The 21,305-nt window shown below is 35.8% G+C and carries 14 protein-coding genes; all 14 read left to right on the top strand.

The features are described from left to right. Positions 1 to 90: 90 nt before the first annotated feature. Positions 91 to 2,940, top strand: a complete 2,850-nt coding sequence (locus F6K23_RS21860) for a phage tail sheath C-terminal domain-containing protein (RefSeq protein WP_293159761.1) — start codon at positions 91 to 93, stop codon at positions 2,938 to 2,940. 142 nt (positions 2,941 to 3,082) lie between these two features. Then, entirely contained in the window at positions 3,083 to 5,050 is a 1,968-nt protein-coding gene (locus F6K23_RS21855; protein WP_293159759.1) for a phage tail sheath C-terminal domain-containing protein, read from the top strand. 536 nt (positions 5,051 to 5,586) lie between these two features. Beyond that, complete coding sequence (locus tag F6K23_RS21850; protein WP_293159757.1) at positions 5,587 to 6,048, top strand: phage tail protein; 462 nt, start codon at positions 5,587 to 5,589, stop codon at positions 6,046 to 6,048. Positions 6,049 to 6,697: 649 nt separating this feature from the next. Beyond that, the gene (locus F6K23_RS21845; RefSeq protein ID WP_293159755.1) at positions 6,698 to 7,180 is read left to right on the top strand and encodes a phage tail protein; all 483 of its coding nucleotides are present in this window, start codon (positions 6,698 to 6,700) and stop codon (positions 7,178 to 7,180) included. A gap of 2 nt (positions 7,181 to 7,182) precedes the next feature. Then, positions 7,183 to 7,347 (top strand): DUF5908 family protein, encoded by a 165-nt coding sequence (locus F6K23_RS21840; protein WP_293159753.1) that lies wholly within the window; start codon positions 7,183 to 7,185, stop codon positions 7,345 to 7,347. A gap of 9 nt (positions 7,348 to 7,356) precedes the next feature. Beyond that, positions 7,357 to 8,070, top strand: a complete 714-nt coding sequence (locus tag F6K23_RS21835) for a hypothetical protein (protein ID WP_293159751.1) — start codon at positions 7,357 to 7,359, stop codon at positions 8,068 to 8,070. A gap of 6 nt (positions 8,071 to 8,076) precedes the next feature. Then, a complete protein-coding gene (vgrG, locus tag F6K23_RS21830; RefSeq protein ID WP_293159750.1) occupies positions 8,077 to 9,711 on the top strand; it encodes a type VI secretion system tip protein VgrG in 1,635 nt (544 codons plus the stop codon). A gap of 272 nt (positions 9,712 to 9,983) precedes the next feature. Continuing rightward, positions 9,984 to 10,385 carry a GPW/gp25 family protein gene (locus F6K23_RS21825; protein WP_293159748.1) on the top strand — a complete coding sequence of 134 codons (402 nt, stop codon included), beginning with the start codon at positions 9,984 to 9,986 and terminating at the stop codon, positions 10,383 to 10,385. Positions 10,386 to 10,436: 51 nt separating this feature from the next. After that, positions 10,437 to 10,655, top strand: coding sequence for a hypothetical protein (locus tag F6K23_RS21820; protein WP_293159746.1), 219 nt, complete (start codon positions 10,437 to 10,439; stop codon positions 10,653 to 10,655). Continuing rightward, positions 10,652 to 10,792 carry a hypothetical protein gene (locus F6K23_RS21815; protein ID WP_293159744.1) on the top strand — a complete coding sequence of 47 codons (141 nt, stop codon included), beginning with the start codon at positions 10,652 to 10,654 and terminating at the stop codon, positions 10,790 to 10,792. The genes F6K23_RS21820 and F6K23_RS21815 overlap by 4 nt, the downstream gene beginning before the upstream one ends. A gap of 1,156 nt (positions 10,793 to 11,948) precedes the next feature. After that, positions 11,949 to 15,962, top strand: a complete 4,014-nt coding sequence (locus F6K23_RS21810; RefSeq protein WP_293159742.1) for a DUF4157 domain-containing protein — start codon at positions 11,949 to 11,951, stop codon at positions 15,960 to 15,962. A gap of 68 nt (positions 15,963 to 16,030) precedes the next feature. Beyond that, entirely contained in the window at positions 16,031 to 16,465 is a 435-nt protein-coding gene (locus F6K23_RS21805) for a hypothetical protein (RefSeq protein WP_293159740.1), read from the top strand. Positions 16,466 to 16,663: 198 nt separating this feature from the next. Beyond that, positions 16,664 to 20,350: a baseplate J/gp47 family protein gene (locus F6K23_RS21800; protein ID WP_293159738.1), complete on the top strand. Its 3,687-nt coding sequence runs from the start codon at positions 16,664 to 16,666 to the stop codon at positions 20,348 to 20,350. A gap of 15 nt (positions 20,351 to 20,365) precedes the next feature. Then, positions 20,366 to 21,305 (top strand): NosD domain-containing protein (locus F6K23_RS21795; protein ID WP_293159736.1); only part of this gene is annotated, 940 nt, incomplete at its 3' end.

Below are 21,305 nucleotides of genomic sequence, written 5' to 3'. Positions count from 1 at the left end.
CCTTCCACTCCGTTCCAGTCGCAATGACTTAGCAATAACAATCATCCGGATTTGTTATAAAAATTATAAAAATTAGTTACCTATTAAACTATGGTCAAGATTTATAAAACTCCCAACGTTTATATTGAGGAAATTTCTACATTACCTCCCTCAGTGGCAACTGTATCCACTGCAATACCTGCTTTTATTGGTTATACTGAAAAAGCTCTAGATGGAAAAAAGAATTTAACGAATAAACCTACTCTAATTACTTCTTTACTGAACTATGAAACTTTGTTTGGAAAAGCTGAACCTACTAATTTTAATATTGATGTCAACGAAGATGAAATTTCTATCGAATCAATTCCTGACTTCAAATATTTAATGTATTATGCCTTACAGATATTTTTTGACAATGGTGGTGGCAATTGTTATATAGTTTCAGTTGGTTCATACACAGCAGGAAAGAATAAAAAAGATTTTGAGAAAGGTTTAGCTGCTTTAGAACAGGAAGACGAACCAACTTTAATCTTGCTTACGGATGCAACTAAGTTAGATAGTGAAATTGACCAAGATTATTATGACCTTTGTCAAAAAGCTTTGGCACAATGTAATAAATTACAGGATAGGTTTGGTATATTTGAAGTGTTGGACGGTAGTTCCGATACCTATGATGAAAAGAAAATTACTGATTTTCGCAACGGAATTGGTCAAAATTATCTAAAGTATGGTGCAGCTTACTATCCCTATTTGCAAACTTCACTGAACTACTATTACGATGATGATTCTGTAATGGTTAAATCTGAAGGATCATACTTTGAATCGACATTTCAAGGTCTGAGAATCAATTATACAGGAAGTAAGTCAGATGAACCTAAAGTAGAAATTAGCGAAAATCAGGAAAGTGGTGGTGGTATAGATTTTTCTATTACTGACGATAAGATTCTAGAAATAAAAATCAAAAAACAAGGGGAGACAACTACAGAAGAAATTATCACAGCATGGGATACATGGGAAGCACCGGAAGGCGATCGCCAGAGTTTTGATATTGAACCTAATGTTAATACTATCAAAACACAAACACTGACTCCTTTAGATACAGACTTTGAATTAAGGCTTGAAGGTATGAAAATCAGTTATACGGGAAGCTACTCAGATGAACCCAAAGTACAAATTATTAAAAATGAAAGTGATGATATAGATTTTAACATTACTGATGATAATACCCTAGAAATAAAAATCCAAAACATTGAATATACAAGAGTAGAAGAACATATTATCGAAGCATGGAATGTATGGGAAGGCGATCGCCAAAATTTTAATATCGACTTAGGTGATGAGGTACATGATGATATTTATATAGTAAGTGCAACTGTAACTAAAGATGAAGATGGAACTGTAATTAAAAATGAAGATGGAGAAGATATACCTCTTATACTGCCGCTGCTTCCCTTAACTACACAAAACTTTGAATCAACAATTGAAGGTCTGAAAATCACTTATACGGGAAGCAACTCGGATCAACCAAACGTAAAAATTATCCGCAACGATAATAATGATATAGATTTTGAGAATATTGTCGTCAATAGTCTCACAATAAAAATCAAAGCAGAAGGCGACACAAGTGTAGAAGAAATTACCGCAGCATGGCAAAGGAGAGGAAGAAGTTGTGAGGGTTTTAATATTGAAGCAGGTAATATCCAAACTAAAACAACCACTCCCATAAAATCATACTTTGAATCAACGGTTGAAGGTCTGAAAATCAGTTATAGGGGGGTTAAGTCAGATAAACCTCAAGTAAAAATTATCAAAAACTCTATTAATAATATAGGTTTTAACACTGATGGTAAGACCCTAACAATAAAAATCAAAGCAGAAGGCGACACAACTGTAGGAGAAATTATCACAGCATGGAATGAATCGGAAGATGAACGCCAAAATTTTGAAGTTAGCTCAAATGGCGATCAGACTCAAAATGTCGCAGAACAAGAAGAAACATTTCTTACCCTCTTAAAATCCTTATTAAGGTTTTACACCACAGAACCTAATGGTATTATAGTCACTCATCAAGGGAGAGCGGATAAGCAACCTAAAGTAACTATTATTAAAGGTAGTAAGAATCAGATATCTTTTAGAATTACAGATTTAACCTTAGAAATAACAATCAAAAAAGAAGGCGACACAACTGTAGAAGAAATTATTGATGAATGGGAAAAGCAAACCTATAAAAAGAATTTTGAGGTCGAGCAAGACGGTGATGGTAGTGCCGATGTAGTTCCATTATCCACCAAAGAATTAGGAGACGGCCATCCCTTATCGTATTATAAAATTGACAATACAGATTTTTATAATCAAGTCAAGACAGAAATAGATAAAGAGCGCATTATATTACCTCCTAGTGCTGCTGTCGCAGGAGTATATGCCAAAGTAGACCGGGATAGAGGTGTTTGGAAAGCACCCGCTAATGTTAGTTTGGTATCAACGATCGGTCCAACAATTAAAATTAACAATGAATTACAAGAGAACCTAAATGTTCACAGTACAGGTAAGTCTGTCAATGCCATTCGCAGTTTTACAGGCAAAGGAACCTTAGTTTGGGGTGCAAGGACATTAGCAGGTAATGACAATGAATGGCGTTATATACCTGTGCGGCGACTATTCAATTACATTGAAGAATCACTCAAAAAATCTACAGAATTTGCTGTTTTTGAGCCTAATAATACCATTACCTGGCTCAAAGTCAAGTCTATGAGTGAAAATTTTTTGGAGGAGTTATGGCGACAAGGAGCACTCGCTGGTAGCGCTCCCGAACAAGCTTTCTTTGTGAATGTGGGACTGGGTACAAGTATGACACAAGAGGATATTTTAGAAGGACGAATGATTGTAGAAATAGGTATTGCAGCAGTTCGCCCCGCAGAGTTTATTATTCTGAGATTCTCCCATAAATTACAAGAAGCATAATTTCAGTTATCAGTTATCAGTATATCCAGAGATTAGCTGGTGACTTAGAATGCAGAATATGGTTTTTTTATATCCTTAAAAAAGGCAAGTTTGAAACCTTATTCTTTCAAATATCTCTAAAGCAAAAACTCAGGATTGAATTATGGTGACATATAAAACTCCCAACGTTTATGTTGAAGAAATTTCTACATTACCTCCCTCAGTTGCTAGTGTATCTACAGCAATTCCTGCTTTTATTGGTTATACCGATCCAAAAACTAAACAAGAGTTAATAAATAAACCTACTCTAATTCGTTCTCTCCTGGATTATGAAACATTTTTTGGTAAAGCTGAACCAGGCCAATTTGACATTCAAGAGAGCGCAGATGAAATTTCGATCGCTAACATTGCTGACCTTAAGTATTTAATGTACTATGCCTTGCAGATGTTTTTTGATAATGGTGGGGGTAGTTGTTACATTGTTTCAGTTGGTACATACGAAAATACACAACAAAAACTAATCGAAAATTTTGAGGAAGGTTTAGATGTTTTAGAAACAGAAGACGAACCTACTTTGATTTTGCTGACCGATGCAACTAATTTAGATAGTGAAAACGATTATTATAACCTTTGTCAACAAGCTTTGGCACAATGCAATAAACTAAAGGACAGGTTTGCTATTTTTGACGTTCTTGAAAAGAATAATAGCAACGATCGACCAAAAGGAAGAGTCGATCAATTTCGAGAAGGAATTGGCACACTATATTTAAAATATGGCGCTGCTTACCATCCCTACTTGCAAACTTCCCTGAACTATTATTACACAGATGATTCTGTAAGCATTGACCCTTTTTATAACCAACGCTTTGAATACAGGGGTGATGATGATTGTCTGATAGTCAATTATACTGGAAGTAAGTCAGACCGACCAAAAGTAAATATTACTATTCACTGTGACCAGCAAGAAGATGTAAAATTTAAAATAAAAGGCGATCGCGATGAAATTCTCAGAATCAAAGTCAAACAAGACTGCAACAGTGTAGATAAAATTGTTGAAGCATGGGAAAGTCATAGTTCCAAAGGGAATTTTGAAATTAGGAAAAATGGTAATTGTTGTGGTTGTATATGTAAAGTCGATCCTGCCAAAAGACTCGATCTCCTATATTTAAGGATATATAGAACTAAACCTAATGGTCTGGTAGTTACCCATCACGGAACACAGAATTATCAAGAAGAAGTAGATATTAAAGTAACAATTACTATTAACAATGAGGATAATGCGAATGCTGCAGATTTTGAAGTGAGCGATAATTCTATTACTATTAAACTCAGGGAAGAAAGTACAAAAGTAGCAAAAATCCTCAAAGAATGGAAAAACTGGAAAGAGGCAAATAGCGATCGCAACTTTGACCTGAAGGAAGACGTTGATGGTAGTGCCAATGTAGAATCACCAGTCTCCAATGAACCACTGGTTAAGCCACAATTATGGTATTATCAGTTTGATAATACAGAATTGTATAACAAAGTTAAAACCGAGATAGATAAACAGCGAGTCATATTACCTCCTAGTCCCGCTATAGCAGGAATATATGCTACAGTAGACAGGGAGCGGGGTGTTTGGAAAGCACCTGCGAATATAAGTTTAACATCAGTTACAGGTCCTACAATTAAAATTAACGACGAAGGACAGGAAGACCTCAATGTCCACTTTACAGGTAAATCAATAAATGCTATTCGCACTTTTACTGGCAAAGGAACCTTAGTTTGGGGTGCAAGGACATTAGCAGGTAACGATAATGAATGGCGTTATGTATCTGTGCGCCGACTTTTCAATTTTGTTGAAGAATCAATTCAAAAAGCTAGCAGTTTTCTTGTTTTTGAATCTAACAATAGTGTTACCTGGTTAAAAGTCAAATCCGTAATCGAAATTTATTTGGAGGGGTTATGGCGACAAGGAGCATTAGCAGGTAGCGCTCCCGACCAAGCTTTCTTTGTGAATGTAGGATTGGGTACAAGTATGACACAACAGGATATTTTAGAAGGACGAATGATTGTAGAAATAGGTATTGCAGCAGTTCGTCCCGCAGAGTTTATTATTCTCAGATTTTCTCATAAATTACAGGAGGCATAGGTTTAATAATGAATAATTAATAATGAATAATTAATAATGGATAATTGATAGTTAATCAATTCGGTTTAAAGCTTCTCTTTTTAAGAAGAAAAAAAGTGCTAGGAGATTTCCTGATCTTCAATCCTCTTGGTTTTAACCAGAGGTAATTAGAGCTTGCTGATTAAATATAAAAGTTTTGATAAATAAAGGTTTTAGCCTTTTTAAGTATCAAAAAGTGCGAGGTTTTAAGTGGTAATGGTTCAAAAATGAGCGGATTTTGATCAAGATTTGGGCAGAAAAATCACTCTGACAAAACTTAGCTCCTACCTCCTCGTTCATTCCCATTCCTCCTGTCTCCTGTCTCCTGTCTCCTAACCCTACTAAAAGACTTTTTCAGCAAACTCTAATTATCTATTATTTATTGTCCATTATTAATTAATGAATTCTTCTTTTTCAGAAGATAATTAACTAAAAAGAAATTTTTTCTCTTTAGTTTTTCGGTGAAATTAATCGTAAGATTGGGTAAGACAAACATTTAAATCAAGGAAAAATAAATCATGGCAACTACACCAGACGATATCAAAGCTACTTATCCTCTACCAGTATTTTTCTACCGAGTCACCATAGGAGATGATGACTCCCACGCATTCTCAGAAGTATCGGGACTAAGCATTGAATACGAAACTATTACCTACAGAGATGGCCTAAGTTATAAAGAAGGGGCAAAGTATATGCCAGGATTAGATTCACCTGTTAACCTAACTCTCAAAAAAGGTATTGTCAGAGCAGATAGCTATTTGTTGAACTGGATTAATACAATTAACTTAAATACTGTAGAGAAGCGCGATCTTAAGATTGATTTATTAGACGAAGCAGGTGAAGCAGTTGTATCTTGGACAGCAGTAAATGCTTTCCCAAAGAAATTAGATGCACCATCATTTAATGCTACTAGCAACGAAGTTGCCATTGAGAGTTTAGAATTAATGGCTAATAGTCTCAAAGTTGACTATCCAGGATAATTATTAAATTGTACTAATAAAATGGGGACTTACGCAAAATCTAAGTCATTAACGTCATTGAGACCATAGGAGTTTTCTTCAAATGCGTAAGTCCTAAATAATTAGGGTTTGCGTATGGAAAGTCTTTTTGCTGGGGTAGGAGACAGGAGACAGGAGACAGGAGACAGGAGAAAAGGTTCGGGAGCGAGGAAGTTAGGAGCTAAGTTTTGTCCCTGAATTTTTCTGCCCAACTATGCGCCTAAAATACTAACTTTTTGAGCATGAAGAGCTGAAAATCAGGTACTTTTTTCGAGCCCAAAAAGGCTAAAATCTTTATATGTCAATGCTTTTAGATTTAATCAGCAAGCCCTAATTAGACGGACATAAATAATTATTAAAATGGAAATTATTTGGAAAGTCCAGAAGTAATTGAGATTGCTTCCTTCCACTCCGTTTCAGTCGCAATAACATTTTACATTAGACCTCTCCGGAAAAGAGGGAGTAGAGAGTAAGGGGAAATCATTGATGATTTATCTACGATAATTGATTTGATTTTTTATTATTGGAGAAGTCAATTAGTTATACCTTTCTACTTATGAAGTAATTGCCTGAAAACTTTCTCAATAACAGTTAAACACCTAACCTTTAACTTTTGTTCTAAATATAAATAATGCTTGATAATTTTATAATTCCAGAACTTACTTTAACCGAAAATCCACCTGTAGGATTTTATTTTCTAGTTAATTTTTTAGTAGGTGGAGTTGTCCCTAATCCTTTAGATATTCGCTTTCAAAAAGTATCTGGAATTTCTGCAGAAATAGAAACAACAGATATTCGAGAAGGAGGGGAGAATATATTCAGACATCGTTTGCCAAATCATGTCACCTATAATAATCTAATTTTAGAAAGAGGAATGGTAATTGGCTCTCCTCTGAATGTAGAATTTAATGTTGCTATGAGTACCATGGAATTTGCCCCTAGCAATGTTTTAGTTATACTCCTAAATGAAGATACTGCTCCTCTTGCTGGTTGGCTATTTCAGAGAGCTTATCCAGTCAAATGGAGTATATCAGATTTAGATGCTAATAACAATGCCATTGTAATTGATACAATGGAATTAGCTTATGCGAGATTTCAAAGTCTGAGGATTTAATTATGCCTGTAGAAATCAAAGAATTAATTATTCGTGCCAATATTGTCAACAATAATGATGGAAATTCAGAATCTCAAACTGAAGAAACTACCGGACAAAAACAAGAAATTATTGCTGCTTGTGTCGCACAAGTCCTAAAAATATTAGAACGTCAACGAGAGAGGTAAAAAATAGAAGTGATTAAAAATACTTTCAAATTAGAAAAGCTCAAGATTAATGTTTATGACACAGCAAGTCGAAGCGGTTCTCCAAAAGACACCTTTGAAGTGATGTTTAATCCCGAATCATATTCTTTAAAATACGAGAATGTTTATCAAACTTGTCAAGGGATTAATACCAGCGGACGTATGGCTAAATATTCTCTCTCTAAACCCGAGAAATTGTCTCTAAAGTTGATTTTAGATAATACAGGAGTAACAAGTTTAGGAGCAACAAGTTTATTATCTTCGGGAGATAATGATGTTTATTTTCGAGTCCAGAATTTTCTTCAGTTAACTACTGATATGGATGGAAACATCCACGAGCCTAAATATTTGAAAATTGAATGGGGAGACTTAAATTTTAGTTGTCGCCTCGAATCAGTTGAGATTAATTATACTCTTTTTAATCGCAGCGGACAACCTACTAGAGCAGAACTAAATACAGTTTTTGTTGGAAGTATAGAAGACTCCAAGCGGGTTAAAGAAGAAAATAAAAACTCTCCCGATGTATATCATTCTAGGATAGTCAAAAGTGGGGATAAATTGCCTTTAATGACACAAACAATCTACGGTGATCCTGCCTATTATATTCAGATTGCTAAAGTTAATAATCTCAATAATTTTAGAAAATTAAAAGCAGGTACAAATATTAAATTTCCTCCAGTTAAAGAAGAAGAACAATCAACATAAAAAATAATGAGTGGTGTCGTCACAGCAACAATTTTGAGTGAAGGGTCAACCATAAACCCAGAATACAGTATTATGTCAATTGACATTATCAAAGAGGTGAATAAAATTCCCTCTGCTCAAATAATTCTCTTAGATGGTGACGCGGCAAAACAGGAATTTGCTATTAGTAATACGGACTTTTTCAAGCCTGGTAAAACAATCGAAATCAAACTTCGTTATGAGAGTAAAGTTTCAGAGGAAGCAACAGTTTTTAAAGGGATTGTAGTTAAACACTCCGTTCAAGCAGATCGATATAGTTCTTTGCTTACCATTGACTTAAAAGATGCAGCAATTAAACTTAGTACCGAAAGAAAAAGTATTGTCTTTCGAGATATGAAAGACAATGAAATTATCGACAAAATTATTAAAAATTCAGGGTTACAAGTTAAATCTAAAGCAACTAAAGCAAAGCACAAAGAAATGGTGCAATATTACTGCACTGACTGGGATTTTGTTTTATCTCGTGCTGATATTAATGGTAACTGGGTTATAGTTGATGATGGTCAAATTACTGTAGAAGAGCCAGATTTAAGTGGCTCGCCAAAACATACATTTGAATATGGTAGGAATGAGATTTATGAATTAGAAATGGAAGCTGATATTCGTCATCAATATGGGGAAGTAAAAAGTCAAGCTTGGGATATTAAAAATCAGAAAGTATTAACATCAGCAGGTAAAAAATTTAATCTTAAGCAAGGAAATTTAAAAGGAGATACATCATTATCAAAAGCTGTTGGTGGAGATAAACTTAATTTGATAAGTATAACTCAAATAGAAGAACAAGAAATACAAGCTTGGGCAGATGCAAAATTATTAAAAAGCAGTTTGTCGATGTTGAAAGGTCGCATCAAAGTGCCTGGATTTGGTAAGATAAAACCGGGAGATATGATGGAAGTTGCTGGTGTTAGTAAACGCTTTAATGGGAGTACATTAGTAACAGGAATTCGCCATCAAGTTGATTTGGAAGGTTGGCAAACTGATGTACAGTTTGGCTTATCTGCTGACTTTTTTTATCGACAAAATAACGATATTATTGATACTTCAGCAGCAGGATTAATTCCAGCAATTAATGGCTTGCAAATGGGGATTATTGATAAGTATGAAGCAGACCCAGATAAACAGTTTAGGGTAAAAGTAAAAATTCCATCAATTGAAACAGATGGTATTGTTTGGGCAAGATTAGCTTCTGTGGAAGCTGGTAATAAAAGAGGTATTTTCTTTAGACCAGAACCTGGTGATGAAGTAATTGTTGGTTTTATTAATGATGACCCTAGACAAGCTATAATTTTAGGAGCTGTGCATAGTCAAAAAAATGCTTTACCTCCTGGTTTAGAAGTAACTGAGAAAAATAATAAGAAAGGAATTGTAACTAAAGAATCATTACAAATAGTTTTTGATGATGAAAATAAGTTAATTGAAATTAGTACTCCAAAAGGCAATAAGATTGAATTATCAGAGAAGGGTAAAGGAATTAATTTAACAGATGAAAATGGTAATACGATAACTATGAATGACAAAGGAATTGAGATAAAATCAAGTAAAGATATTACAATTGAAGGTAAAAATATCAAGATTAAAGGGTCAAAAGTGGATGTGATGTGAGACAATAAAGGAATAAGTAAAATGTCATATTATGACTTTGAGGATAATTGTAGGGGCGAATGGATATTCGCCCTTACGCATTGTATAACATCAAAGGAATTATATTACTCTGAAGACAATTGATTTGATATTAAAAAGATACATCAGATTCCATCTGGGTGAGGTACACCCATCGCGGGCAAGATGCTATAGCAGAGCAGGCAAAATGCCCGCACTACAAACAAACATTTAATCATTAATATCTGTACTTCATATACAAGGATGAGTAAACCATGGAAACAAATCTTTCATTTTTAGGAACAGGATGGAGTTTTCCACCTACCTTTAATAAGAATACAGGAACAGTGGAAATGGTATCAGATGAGGAAGATATTAAAGAGAGTTTAGAGATTATTCTCTCAACTGGTTCCTCAGAAAGGGTGATGCAATTAGACTTTGGTTGTGAATTAAGTCAGTTTATGTTTGAAGAAGTTACTCAAAGTTTAATTACTAGAATTAGAGGTACAATTTCTGACGCTCTTTTGGAGCATGAACCTCGCATAGAAGTAAATGATATTAGTGTTGAAGAAGGAGAAGAACAGGGATTATTATTAATTGGTGTAAGTTATACTGTGCGGGCAACTAATACTAGGTCTAATATGGTTTATCCTTTTTATCTTAATGAAGCTCAATAGCTGAAATATGATAAAATAGAAAGAAGATTCAATCAAAATTACTGAGGAATTATGATCAAGACTTCAGCCTTTCAACAATCAATTGAAACAGTTGAAAAATTGTCTTTAGAAGAGCAAGAGATATTAATCAATACTCTTCAAAAGCGATTGTATCAACAACGAAGAGCTATTATATCCCAAGAAATCAAAGAAATTCGCCAAGAATTAGCCGAAGGAAATATTAAATTTGGCTCAGTCTATCAGTTTCTAGAAGAACTCGATCAACCATGAAAATTGCCTGGACACCTAAATCACTACGAGCTTTTAAGCGAATGGTACGCAAGAGACCTGATTTGCGACCACTAATTGAAGAAGTTTTGCGCCAGTTAGCAGAAGAACCCTTTCATCCTAGCTTACCGAATAATTAATAATTAATAATTAATAATTAAATGATTTTGGTTTAAAGCCTCCCCTTGATCGGGGGAAAAAGAAATAATATTTCCTTATATTCGATTCCGTAGCGGTTAAAACCCGAGGTAATTATCAATTATCAATTAATGAAACACCCATAAACTTAAAGGTGATTTATCCAATATTTGGTCATGTTCCATCGACTATAGCTATCGTATTTTATTTGAATTTATTGAAAATTATGAAGATCAAGAAGAAGCTATTTTGTTGCTTAATTTTGGTTCTCATGACGAAGTATATTAGCACCTATCTGGCGTTGCAATCACTCTTGTAGGGTGTGTTAATGAAATGTAATATCATATCCGGATAATTAGTTATAAAAAAACTTTCTCCTTCAACTCCAGTTTTTCTTCTTTCTTCCCTCTTTCCTCCTGAGGACTGAGGACTGAGGACTGACTCCTCGGTAGTTATTTATTTATCACTGTTCAACCGGACATGATATAACACACTATTGATCGAAAAATTAAAACCAAATCATTCTTAACCAAAACCTTAACCAAAACGATAGTGGGTCACGAAACCCAAAAAACTCTCTATTATGTTGTAAATATGATAAATAATTATGCCAAAAAGCTATGAATGAGGAAAGACGAAATCATTCAGGAATTATTTTAGGTTTTCAAAGCTATTCTATTGGCCAACAAATGCGTCGTCTTTTAAGGATAATTGCTAGTAATATCATGTTCGGTTGAATACTTATAAATAACTGTTGTGAGGAGTCAGGAGTCAGGAGTCAGGAGTCAGGAGGGAAGAAAGGAGGAATACACAGGAAATATTGGAGATGGGGTATTGATAATTTCAGTATTTTTTTGGTACTGTCAGTACCCAGAGTCCTTAAATTTTATTATAACTGATTATCCGAACATGATATAAATCAGCAGAAGACATGAAAAATCAAGTCGAATTTCTAAGTGCTTGGGGGGAACAATAACACTGTTAAATTTCCCCTCCTTGGTTTTATGCTATCCCTTATAAGGAACTGCTGAAACCCTGTGGATGGAAGATGGGGAGATGGGGATAGAGCGATCGCTCTGATGGGTGGCAAAGCATAATAAACTAAGCTACTATTGACAAAAAAATATAAAAAAAACACAAATAAAGATACATAAGATTATGGGAACTCTCGGTAGGCAAAAAATTACATCCAGCCAAGTAGCAAATATTGGCCAGAAAAAGAGCATTTTTCAGGAAAGCAAATTTCCCCCCGTTGCTCAGAATGTTACAGCCACCTCAGCAACAACTGACTTATCAGAATACCGCAAACCTAAGACTGGGGCAATGATAGCAAATGTAATGGGAAATCTTTCTAGCTCAAACTCTTCATCGCCACCAAGCTACATGAACGGTAAGCAGTTACAAGTACCCAGGCGTCCGGACAGAAAACCTAATATTACACCTGTACATCAGCTCAAAGCACCACCTCGGTCAGATTTTCCTACTTTAGGGGTAGTTCAAACAAAAACAAATGAGTTAACCCATTTGGCGGAGCAAAGCAGTAAACCTGATTATTCATCGCCACCAAGCTATATGAACGGTAAGCAGTTACAAGTACCCAGGCGTCCGGACAGAAAACCTAATATTACACCTGTACATCAGCTCAAAGCACCACCTCGGTCTAGTTCTCTCACAGCACAAGTCCCTACCCCTAATAAAACAGGATTACCAGATCGTCTCAAAGCAGGGGTAGAAAACTTATCAGGATATTCTCTTGATAATGTTAAAGTTCATTATAATTCCCCTAAACCTGCCCAATTACAGGCACATGCTTATGCTCAAGGAACGAATATTTATCTAGCTTCTGGTCAAGAAAGACACCTACCACATGAGACTTGGCATGTAGTGCAACAAAAGCAAGGAAGGGTAAATCCTACCGTGCAGATGAAAGGCAACATCAATATTAATGACGACCCTTCTTTGGAAAGAGAAGCAGATGTTATGGGTGTCAAAGCCTTGAGTTCTGAATTTAGCTATCCACTTGCTCCAGTTCACGAGGACTATTCTAGTTCTGGTATTTTAAGTAGAGATTATCTACCCATACAACGCCTTAAGATCAGTGATGAACTCTCTCCCCAAAAGATAGGGTATTGGATGGTTGGTAGGGCTGCCCGGGGTACGGTGGATGAGGGTGTGAATGCAGGGATAATTTTTGCAATGCAAAGAATCACGGCTTCACTTGATTCAAATGTTATCAAAAGTATTGTTTATGTGATTGAATTGATCTCTGTCATTGAAAAGTTGCATTCCTTTTGGAAAACGCTTCCCAATGAGGCAAGGGTCTTTGTTTACTATCTCTATGGGAGTATTGTCAATTGGTGGTACAAGAATGAAGCAAGTATTCCTGAAAGTATTATCGGAAATGGAGAAATTGAAGAAAGTTCCCTTGACTCCATTATGACTAAGTTGAGAGTGATTATAACTCTTAGAGATTCTCCTGGTAAGGTGGCGGCATGGCTCTCTAGTTCTACCGTTGATTGGCTGGGCAATTGGTGGAAAAGTAAAGAGCCGGAGTCTATGATTGCGTCTGGCTTTAATAAGGAGGCTCCTCCCATACCCTCGGAAATGCAGGAAGCCTTGAAGAAATTACAGGCCCAGATTTCTGAGGAACAGCAATCTCTATCTCCAGAGCAGGAACCCATCAGTCAAGATACTCCTCAAGCAGAAGACCCGCAGCAGAGTGATGCTCAACAGCCTCCCATACGGCAAATACATATTCCACCTATGCGACTGGTTCTTCACGAGATGGCCACTGAGCGAGGAACTGATGAAGATCAGGAGAAAGATATCGAGAAAAAAACAGGGGGTTTGGTTGTTAAGGCTGGTTTTCAAATTAGTCTTTTTGACAAACAATTTCCAGATGATATTAGTCAGCCCATTGTCAAAATATTGATGCCCTGGTTGTGGAGCAATGAATCCCTAGTTGTGGAACAGATTAATCAAATTGAGGTAATTAAAGGGCCTGTAGGTTTGGACATTTTATACCTGCAAGGTCTATCCATTGCTGGACTCAAGATAGAAGATGAGGGCTTACAAGAGGCGCAGCTAGGGATTCAGCAGTTAAATTTTGGCAAAGATTTTTTAAAGATAACCAATCTAAAGGCTCAATGGAGTGCTTCTGAAGGGTCCACTTTTGAAGCAACAGCTGCATTCATGCTGGGAGATGTAGGGATTACATCAAGTGCAAAAATTGATCTGAATAAAGAAGGTAAATTATCTAACGTTTCCCTAAGTAATTTTAATGTCAACAATTTACCTGGCCCCTTTGAAGACTTTGGCATTGAATCAGCTTCTATTGGTATCAGTAATGGAGAAATTTCTATCTATGATGCGGAATTGATCTTGAAGGAGGGATATGGTCTTAAACAGATTACACTCAAAAAGCTGAAGATTGACGAAACAGGCAAATTTCATAATGTCGAGATAGAGACCAAAACTCAGGATATAGAATTTTCTGATGGTGGCTTGAAAATCACTGATTTTAAGATATCGGCTGGAATATCCAGTAGCAAAGGATGGACAATAGAAGGCACTGCAAACCTTAAAGCTCAGATACCACAGGTAACTGCTGAGGGAAAATTTACACTTAAATATGATAATGATGAGAAAAAACTCTCGTTCTCTGTTGATGGCGGAAATATACATGCAACACCCCTCGACTTCATGACTATAGATGCTACTAATATCTCCTATAAAGATGGATTAATGGAGATTGGTGAAGGAAAATTAGAGGTCAATTTGCCGGCTGATATCACGCTCAAAAACACTATTAAGAAGCTAACGGTTAATAAGGATGGCATTGATTGGGAAACTATCGAAATAGGGGTAGATCCTTTCACATTGTGGAACTTGGTGAACCTTGAAGAAACGAAAGCTACAATTTCGGGTAATAGCAAAAAATATGAAACCCTGCTCCAGAGTGGATTCAGTGTCAGCTTTGGTGATTACTTTGGCTTTGGAGGAAGGGGAATTATTAAATATTATCCAGACTCAAAAGAACTGGGTATAGAATCTGCCGAGGCTACAGTTAACGGGGGTTTAGTGTTACCAGGTTCCCTGCTTCCAGTATGGCCAGTCGATCTGCAAGTGTTCTTTCCTATAGTCCCTGGGTTGGAAGCAAATGGGGGTATTAAGATTGATGGTGGAGTTAAACTTGGTTTAGAGGGATCGGTTGGCAAGGAAAGGCAAGATCCTCTATGGAGGTTGAATGGTACCTCTAACAACTCAGCGTTTATCCGACTGGAGATCAATGCAGGACTTACTGCCGGAAGTGGCTATGTTATTGGTATTAGTGGCAATTTATTTGCAGGCGTAGAAAGCAAGGCAGATGCGAAGCTAAATCTGGAGGGTGGATTCAAATTTGCTAAAGAGGGATTTGATCCTGGATCTTCGTCTTTAATAAGCTATGATTTGAATGCTAAGTTATTGGCGGATATCGGTGCGAATATTCAAGGCCATGCGCTTGGTATATTTCACAAGAAACTGTACGAAATAAAATTTGCTCAGTTTGAACTAGGAACGTATACCTTCAAAGGTAAGACTGGCTTTTCTAAAGAAGGGAAGCCAATGGTAACAAATGAACAACCAAGCTTTAAAGGTTCTAGTCCAGGAAAAGCTAATTTCCCTGAATATACAATCATCTCTGACTCTGAGTTGATAGCAAAACTTTCTGATGATAACATGACTATTTGGAATAGCGGTGATAAGAAGAAGGAAATTGTGGAAGAAAAATTGGACGAACTCAGTCAATTAGTTGAGAAATATATAGATACAATTGACACCTTGCTCGAGAAAAAATTTGAGATGGAGGGTAATAACACGGATGAAGAGTACATTAAGAAATTAAAACTTAAAAAGCGTTTTCTTTTGAGAAAAAGTAAGAGAAAAGAGGCCAGTAACAATTTGGAACTCTTTAAAACAATTGACGATGAAATTGAGAAATTAAGAGAGAGATTCCTATTCGTGGATGCTGTTGGTATAACAATCAGGGAGCAGGATATCACCGATCCTCAAAAACTGGAAGAAAACACGGTTAAGATGTCTGAAATACTTAAAGATATTGAAACGCAGAAAATAAGTTATCAAGAGGCCATTAATAATATGCACGAAAGACTCAGAACACTTGGAACTTGATGAGTGGTGAGGCGATCGCTGATATTCTAGCTGTAGTGGACTGATACACCTCAAAAAATCAAAATTCAATGTCTAGATTTATTCTCATAGATGGCGACAAAGCCAATTTTATTCCCGCCTTTGGGAAAGCAATAGTTACAGTAAAACCAGGTAATTTAAAAGCTAGCGGTAAAGCCACATTAAAAGGAAAAAAAGTTTGTGTTGATGGGGATGAAAAAAAACTATCCGTCCCCGGATGTATGTACATTTCTCCTCCTTATGTAATTCCCGGAACTGGTACATTAAAAATAGCATCTTTAGGAGCAGACCAAAAAGCCATGAAAACTAATACTGGTGGAAAAAAAGTTTTACTTCAAGGAAGCATATTTACAGCTAAATTTGAAGTCCAAAGTCCTGCCAAGGAACCCCCTAAAGGTCCTGCACCTCCTGTACCAGACCCTGCACCTCAATATTCAGGAATGGGAAACTTTACTACAACTAATAAAATATGGCTAGGAACTTAAAATTTAGATTAAGATTTATAAGTTTATTTGAGAAAAATTTGATAATAAACTTATAGATATGCAATTATTATTCATAATTTATCTTGAGTTTAGTAAGGCTATTATGGTTTAAAATTAGTGGGAAACAGATAAGAGATAAAAGGAAAAAAAGTTGCAGAGGATTTAGGGAAACTAATAAGTGGAATAGGTATTTAGCTGATGAGTGAAAATCAAGAAAAAACTTTTCGGGATGGGGTGAGTCAGAGCGATCGCCTCTTGAAAGAACTGAAACCAGATTATGTGGCAGTGGAGGAGCGCAGTCTGTCAGATTTACTTGAGTTTGTACAAGAGTATGCTACGAACGTAAACTATTATGATATATCTAATAGTAAAAATGGTGATTGGTCTAATTTCTTTGATGAAGAAGTTGATGACATGGTGGATTACATTGAGAATCCCCAAAAATTTAACGAAGACCAAAATAAACTAAGGCAATTATCTCAACCTCATCTAGTTTTATTATTCACATTTTTAAAATTACTAGAAAATCCTCAGCAACAGTTCAAAGACCTGACTGGAAGATATCTTGATTTTTATTATAAAGATGTACTGAAGTTAACTAATAAAAAAGAAGTAGCTGACAAGGTAAATGTAATTTTTGAGCTGGTTCCAGGAGTAGAAGAACATCGGATTGAACAAGAAACATTGCTAAATGCAGGTGTAGATAGTCAAGGTATTGACCTTCATTATCAGACTGATAGGGAGATAAATGTTAATCAAGCTCAAGTAGCTAGTATTAAAACTTTATTTGTTAATAAAAACGAATCGGATGGAATTGAAAATATCTATGCAAGTTCTGTAGTGGATGCAAATGAGGGAGAGGAAAGTGAATTACAGTTAGAAACAAGTTTTAAAACTTTAGGAAGTGACAATCGTAATACGCCAATAATTATCGGTTTTGCTGTTAGTTCTCCGGTATTATTTTTGCCAGAAGGTGAACGGACTATTATTCTGAGTTTTGAATCAGAACAAGGCACTTTGGAGCAAAGTGATATCCAAGAATTAATAGATGATGGGGTTGAACCTTTTGATATTTACTTGAGTAGTGGAACAGAATGGATACAACTTCAATCTTTTAGTTGGGGAATAGGGAATTTTATAGTAGAAAAACCACTGAAATGCTATAATTCTGAACAAATATCTCTGTCTGGAGATGAGCAAACTGTTTCTTTGAATAATGATGAGACCTTTGATGAAGAAAATGTAGGGCAAATTCTGATATCGAATGACGGTAAAATATTCGAGATTACTTCATTAAATGAAAGCAATAAGAAAATTGCTAATATAGAAAGAATTTTAGATGATAAAACTATTGAAGAGAATTTTAATAATGAAAAGATAAATTTATACAGGGATTCTGCAATTGATTATATTAATATTGACAATTTACAGTTTAAGTTAACCCTTGATTCGACTTTACCTGCTATCTTACCACTAAATTTAGATGAGTCAAATGAGGAGTCAGATTTTGTCATTCCAACTCCCTATCCAATTATCAAAATTTTGTTGAAAGAAGTAGAAGTAGAAGTAGAAGTACCAGAAGAAGAAACTACTACTGAAGAAGAATTATCAGAAGCAGAAACTACCGAGCAAAAAAAATATAAAATATATTATGAACAGTTTAAATCTATAGAATTAAAAAAAGTCCATATACAGGTCAAAGCTGAAAATATTCAAGATGTAAAACTGCGAAACGATAATTCAGTTCTTGATAGTAAAGCAGCTTTTGAACTGTTTGGTAATTATCCAAAAGTAGGTTCTGGTTTTTACTTCAGTAATCAAGAAATAAGCCAGAAAAAATTAGATGGTCTGACCCTAAAAATGGAATGGATTGGACTTCCTGATGACTTTAGTGAACATTATAAAACTTATTATGAAACTCTGGAAATAGATGAGATTAATAATCAAAGCTTTAAGGCTAGTTTAAAACTTCTCAATAACAAAAATTGGGAGGATATTGAAAAAAATAAATGTCTTTTTAATGAAGAGCAGGGGAAATTAACTAATACTATTGAGCTTGAATATAATAATATTAATATTTCCAACTATTCTCCAGAAACTTCTACCTTAGAAATTGAGACAGACGATCCTTTTGAATACAGCAGGTACTTTAAATTAGAATTAGAAAAACCAGATTTTGGACATGATTTATATCCTATAGTATTAAATCAAATTGCTTTATCTAACTCTACATCAACTCCAGGAGATACAATAACTCCAGGAGATACAATAACTCTAGAAGGTACAATAACTCCAGAGGATACAATAACTCCAGGAGATACAATAACTCTAGAAGGTACAATAACTCCAGGGGATACAATAACTCCAGGAGATATAATAACTCTAGAAGGTACAATAACTCCAGGGGATACAATAACTCCAGGAGGTACAATAACTCTAGAGGGTACAATAACTCCAGTACCTACAAAAATTGTATATCCTCCTTACACCCCGGAAGTAAAAGCTATCTCCCTCGACTATACCACTTCAGTCGAAATTAACTTGCTAGAGGTAGCTCCTAAACTCAAAATTAACTTGCTAAGTTCTCCACAAGAACAAGAGTCTGACCAAATATTTCAAATTCATCCTTTTGGGTATTATGTGAATATCCAAGACTCATTTGGCTATGCCGATCAATATGACCCAGAAGATAACGCTCAAGAAAATAAAAAATTCCTCCTACCTCAATATGAAAATGAAGGTAGGTTATACATTGGTCTTCGCAATCTAAAGCCACCCCAAGATATCTCTATTCTTTTTCAAATGATACCAGGAAGTGGAGAAAAAGAATTACAAATACCCCAGATTTACTGGCATTACTTGGATGGTAATTCTTGGAAGAAATTTGAAGACAAAGAGATCGTGTATGATAGTACAAGCGGATTATTAAATACCGGAATTATCCAGTTGGTAGTGCCAAAAGTAGATACCGACCAGCATATATTACCTAGTGGTTTACATTGGTTACGAGCCAGTGTAACAGAAAATGCCCTGGCTATTCCTGAAACTCTGGATATTAAAACTCAAGCAGTCAGTGCTACTTTCTTAAACCAGGGGAATGCTGTAGATCATTTTGAGAAACCTTTACCAGCTAATTCTATTCAAGGATTTGTTATTCCCGAATCAGCTATTAAAATAGTAAAACAACCCACTACATCATTTGGTGGCAAACCTGAAGAAAATGATGAGAAATTTATTACACGGGTTAGTGAAAGACTACGCCATAAACAGAGGGCAATAACAGCTTGGGATTACGAACGTCTGGTATTAGAAGAATTCCCGGAAATATATAAGGTAAAATGTATTGCTGCAACTGATGACAACAACAACCCTGCTGCTCCCAAGGTGACAGTGGTTGTCATACCTGATATTTCTAATACTACGCCTTTGCCAGAAGAACCGAAAGCACCTTTGTATTTGCTTAAGGAAATAAAAGATTTACTCAAAAAATATACTTCAGAATTTGTAGAAGTAGAGGTAAAAAATCCTGAGTATGAACCTGTTACCTGTACAATGGAAGTTGTGTTTTCTGGTGAATCAAGTCGAGAAGGTGAATATATCAATAAACTCAATGAAGAGCTTAAAGAATTTTTTGCTCCTTGGGCTTATGATCAGACAGTGGACATTCCTTTGGGCCGTTCTATTGAAGAATCTTTAGTTATCAACTTTATTGCTCAAAGAGAATATGTACATTATGTTGCTAGTTTTCAATTTAAAGAAAATATTGAGATGAAACCAGATTCGATTTTGGTTTCTGCTGAGAACCATGAAATAACAGCAGTTGCTGAACCAGATAGTTACGGCATTGGTTATATGGTTATCGGTGATAATTTTATTGTTAATTAATCAGGATTAAAAATTATGACTGCACAAAATAGAGATTACTTAAAAGGCAAATTCAAACAGGGTGCAACCCCTTCTGGAGAAGATTTTGCCAAATTGATAGATTCTAATCTTAATGTTGCAGAGACGGGTACAGAAAAAATAAAGGGTAACTTAGAGGTAGATGGTAACTTAGTAGTAAATGGCACTGGTGTAAGTATAGGTACATCAACTTCAAACCTAGATGTAAGTGGAAATTTGACGGTAGGTGGCGATCGCTTAGTAGTAAACGGCAGTGGCGTGAGTATCGGGAATTCAACTCCGCTCCAGGTACATGATGACAGTTTGGTAGTAAACGGCAGTGGCGTGAGTATCGGGAATTCAACTCCGCTCCAGGTACATGATGACAGTTTGGTAGTAAACGGCAGTGGTGTGAGTATTGGGAATTCAACTCCGCTCCAGGTACATGATGACAGTTTGGTAGTAAACGGCAGTGGTGTGAGTATTGGGACATCAACAGAACTAAATGTACATGAGGGCAGTTTGGTAGTAAACAGCAGTGGTGTGAGTATTGGGACATCAACAGAACTAAATGTACATGAGGAGCGCTTGGTAGTAAACGGTAGTGGTGTGAGTATCGGAAATTCAAGTTTACTAGAGGTAAAAAGTGGAGAGTTGACGGTAGGGAGCGATCGCTTAGTAGTAAACAGCAGTGGTGTGAGTATTGGGACATCAACAGAACTAAATGTACATGAGGAGCGCTTGGTAGTAAACGGTAGTGGTGTGAGTATCGGAAATTCAAGTTTACTAGAGGTAAAAAGTGGAGAGTTGACGGTAGGGAGCGATCGCTTGGTAGTAAACAGCAGTGGTGTGAGTATTGGGACATCAACAGAGCTACAGGTACATGAGGAGCGCTTGGTAGTAAATGGTAGTGGTGTGAGTATCGGAAATTCAAGTTCACTAGAAGTAAAAAGTGGAG

The organism is Okeania sp. SIO2C9, from assembly GCF_010672455.1.
Lineage (GTDB): Bacteria > Cyanobacteriota > Cyanobacteriia > Cyanobacteriales > Microcoleaceae > Okeania.
This window is presented reverse-complemented; position numbering and strand designations above follow the sequence as displayed.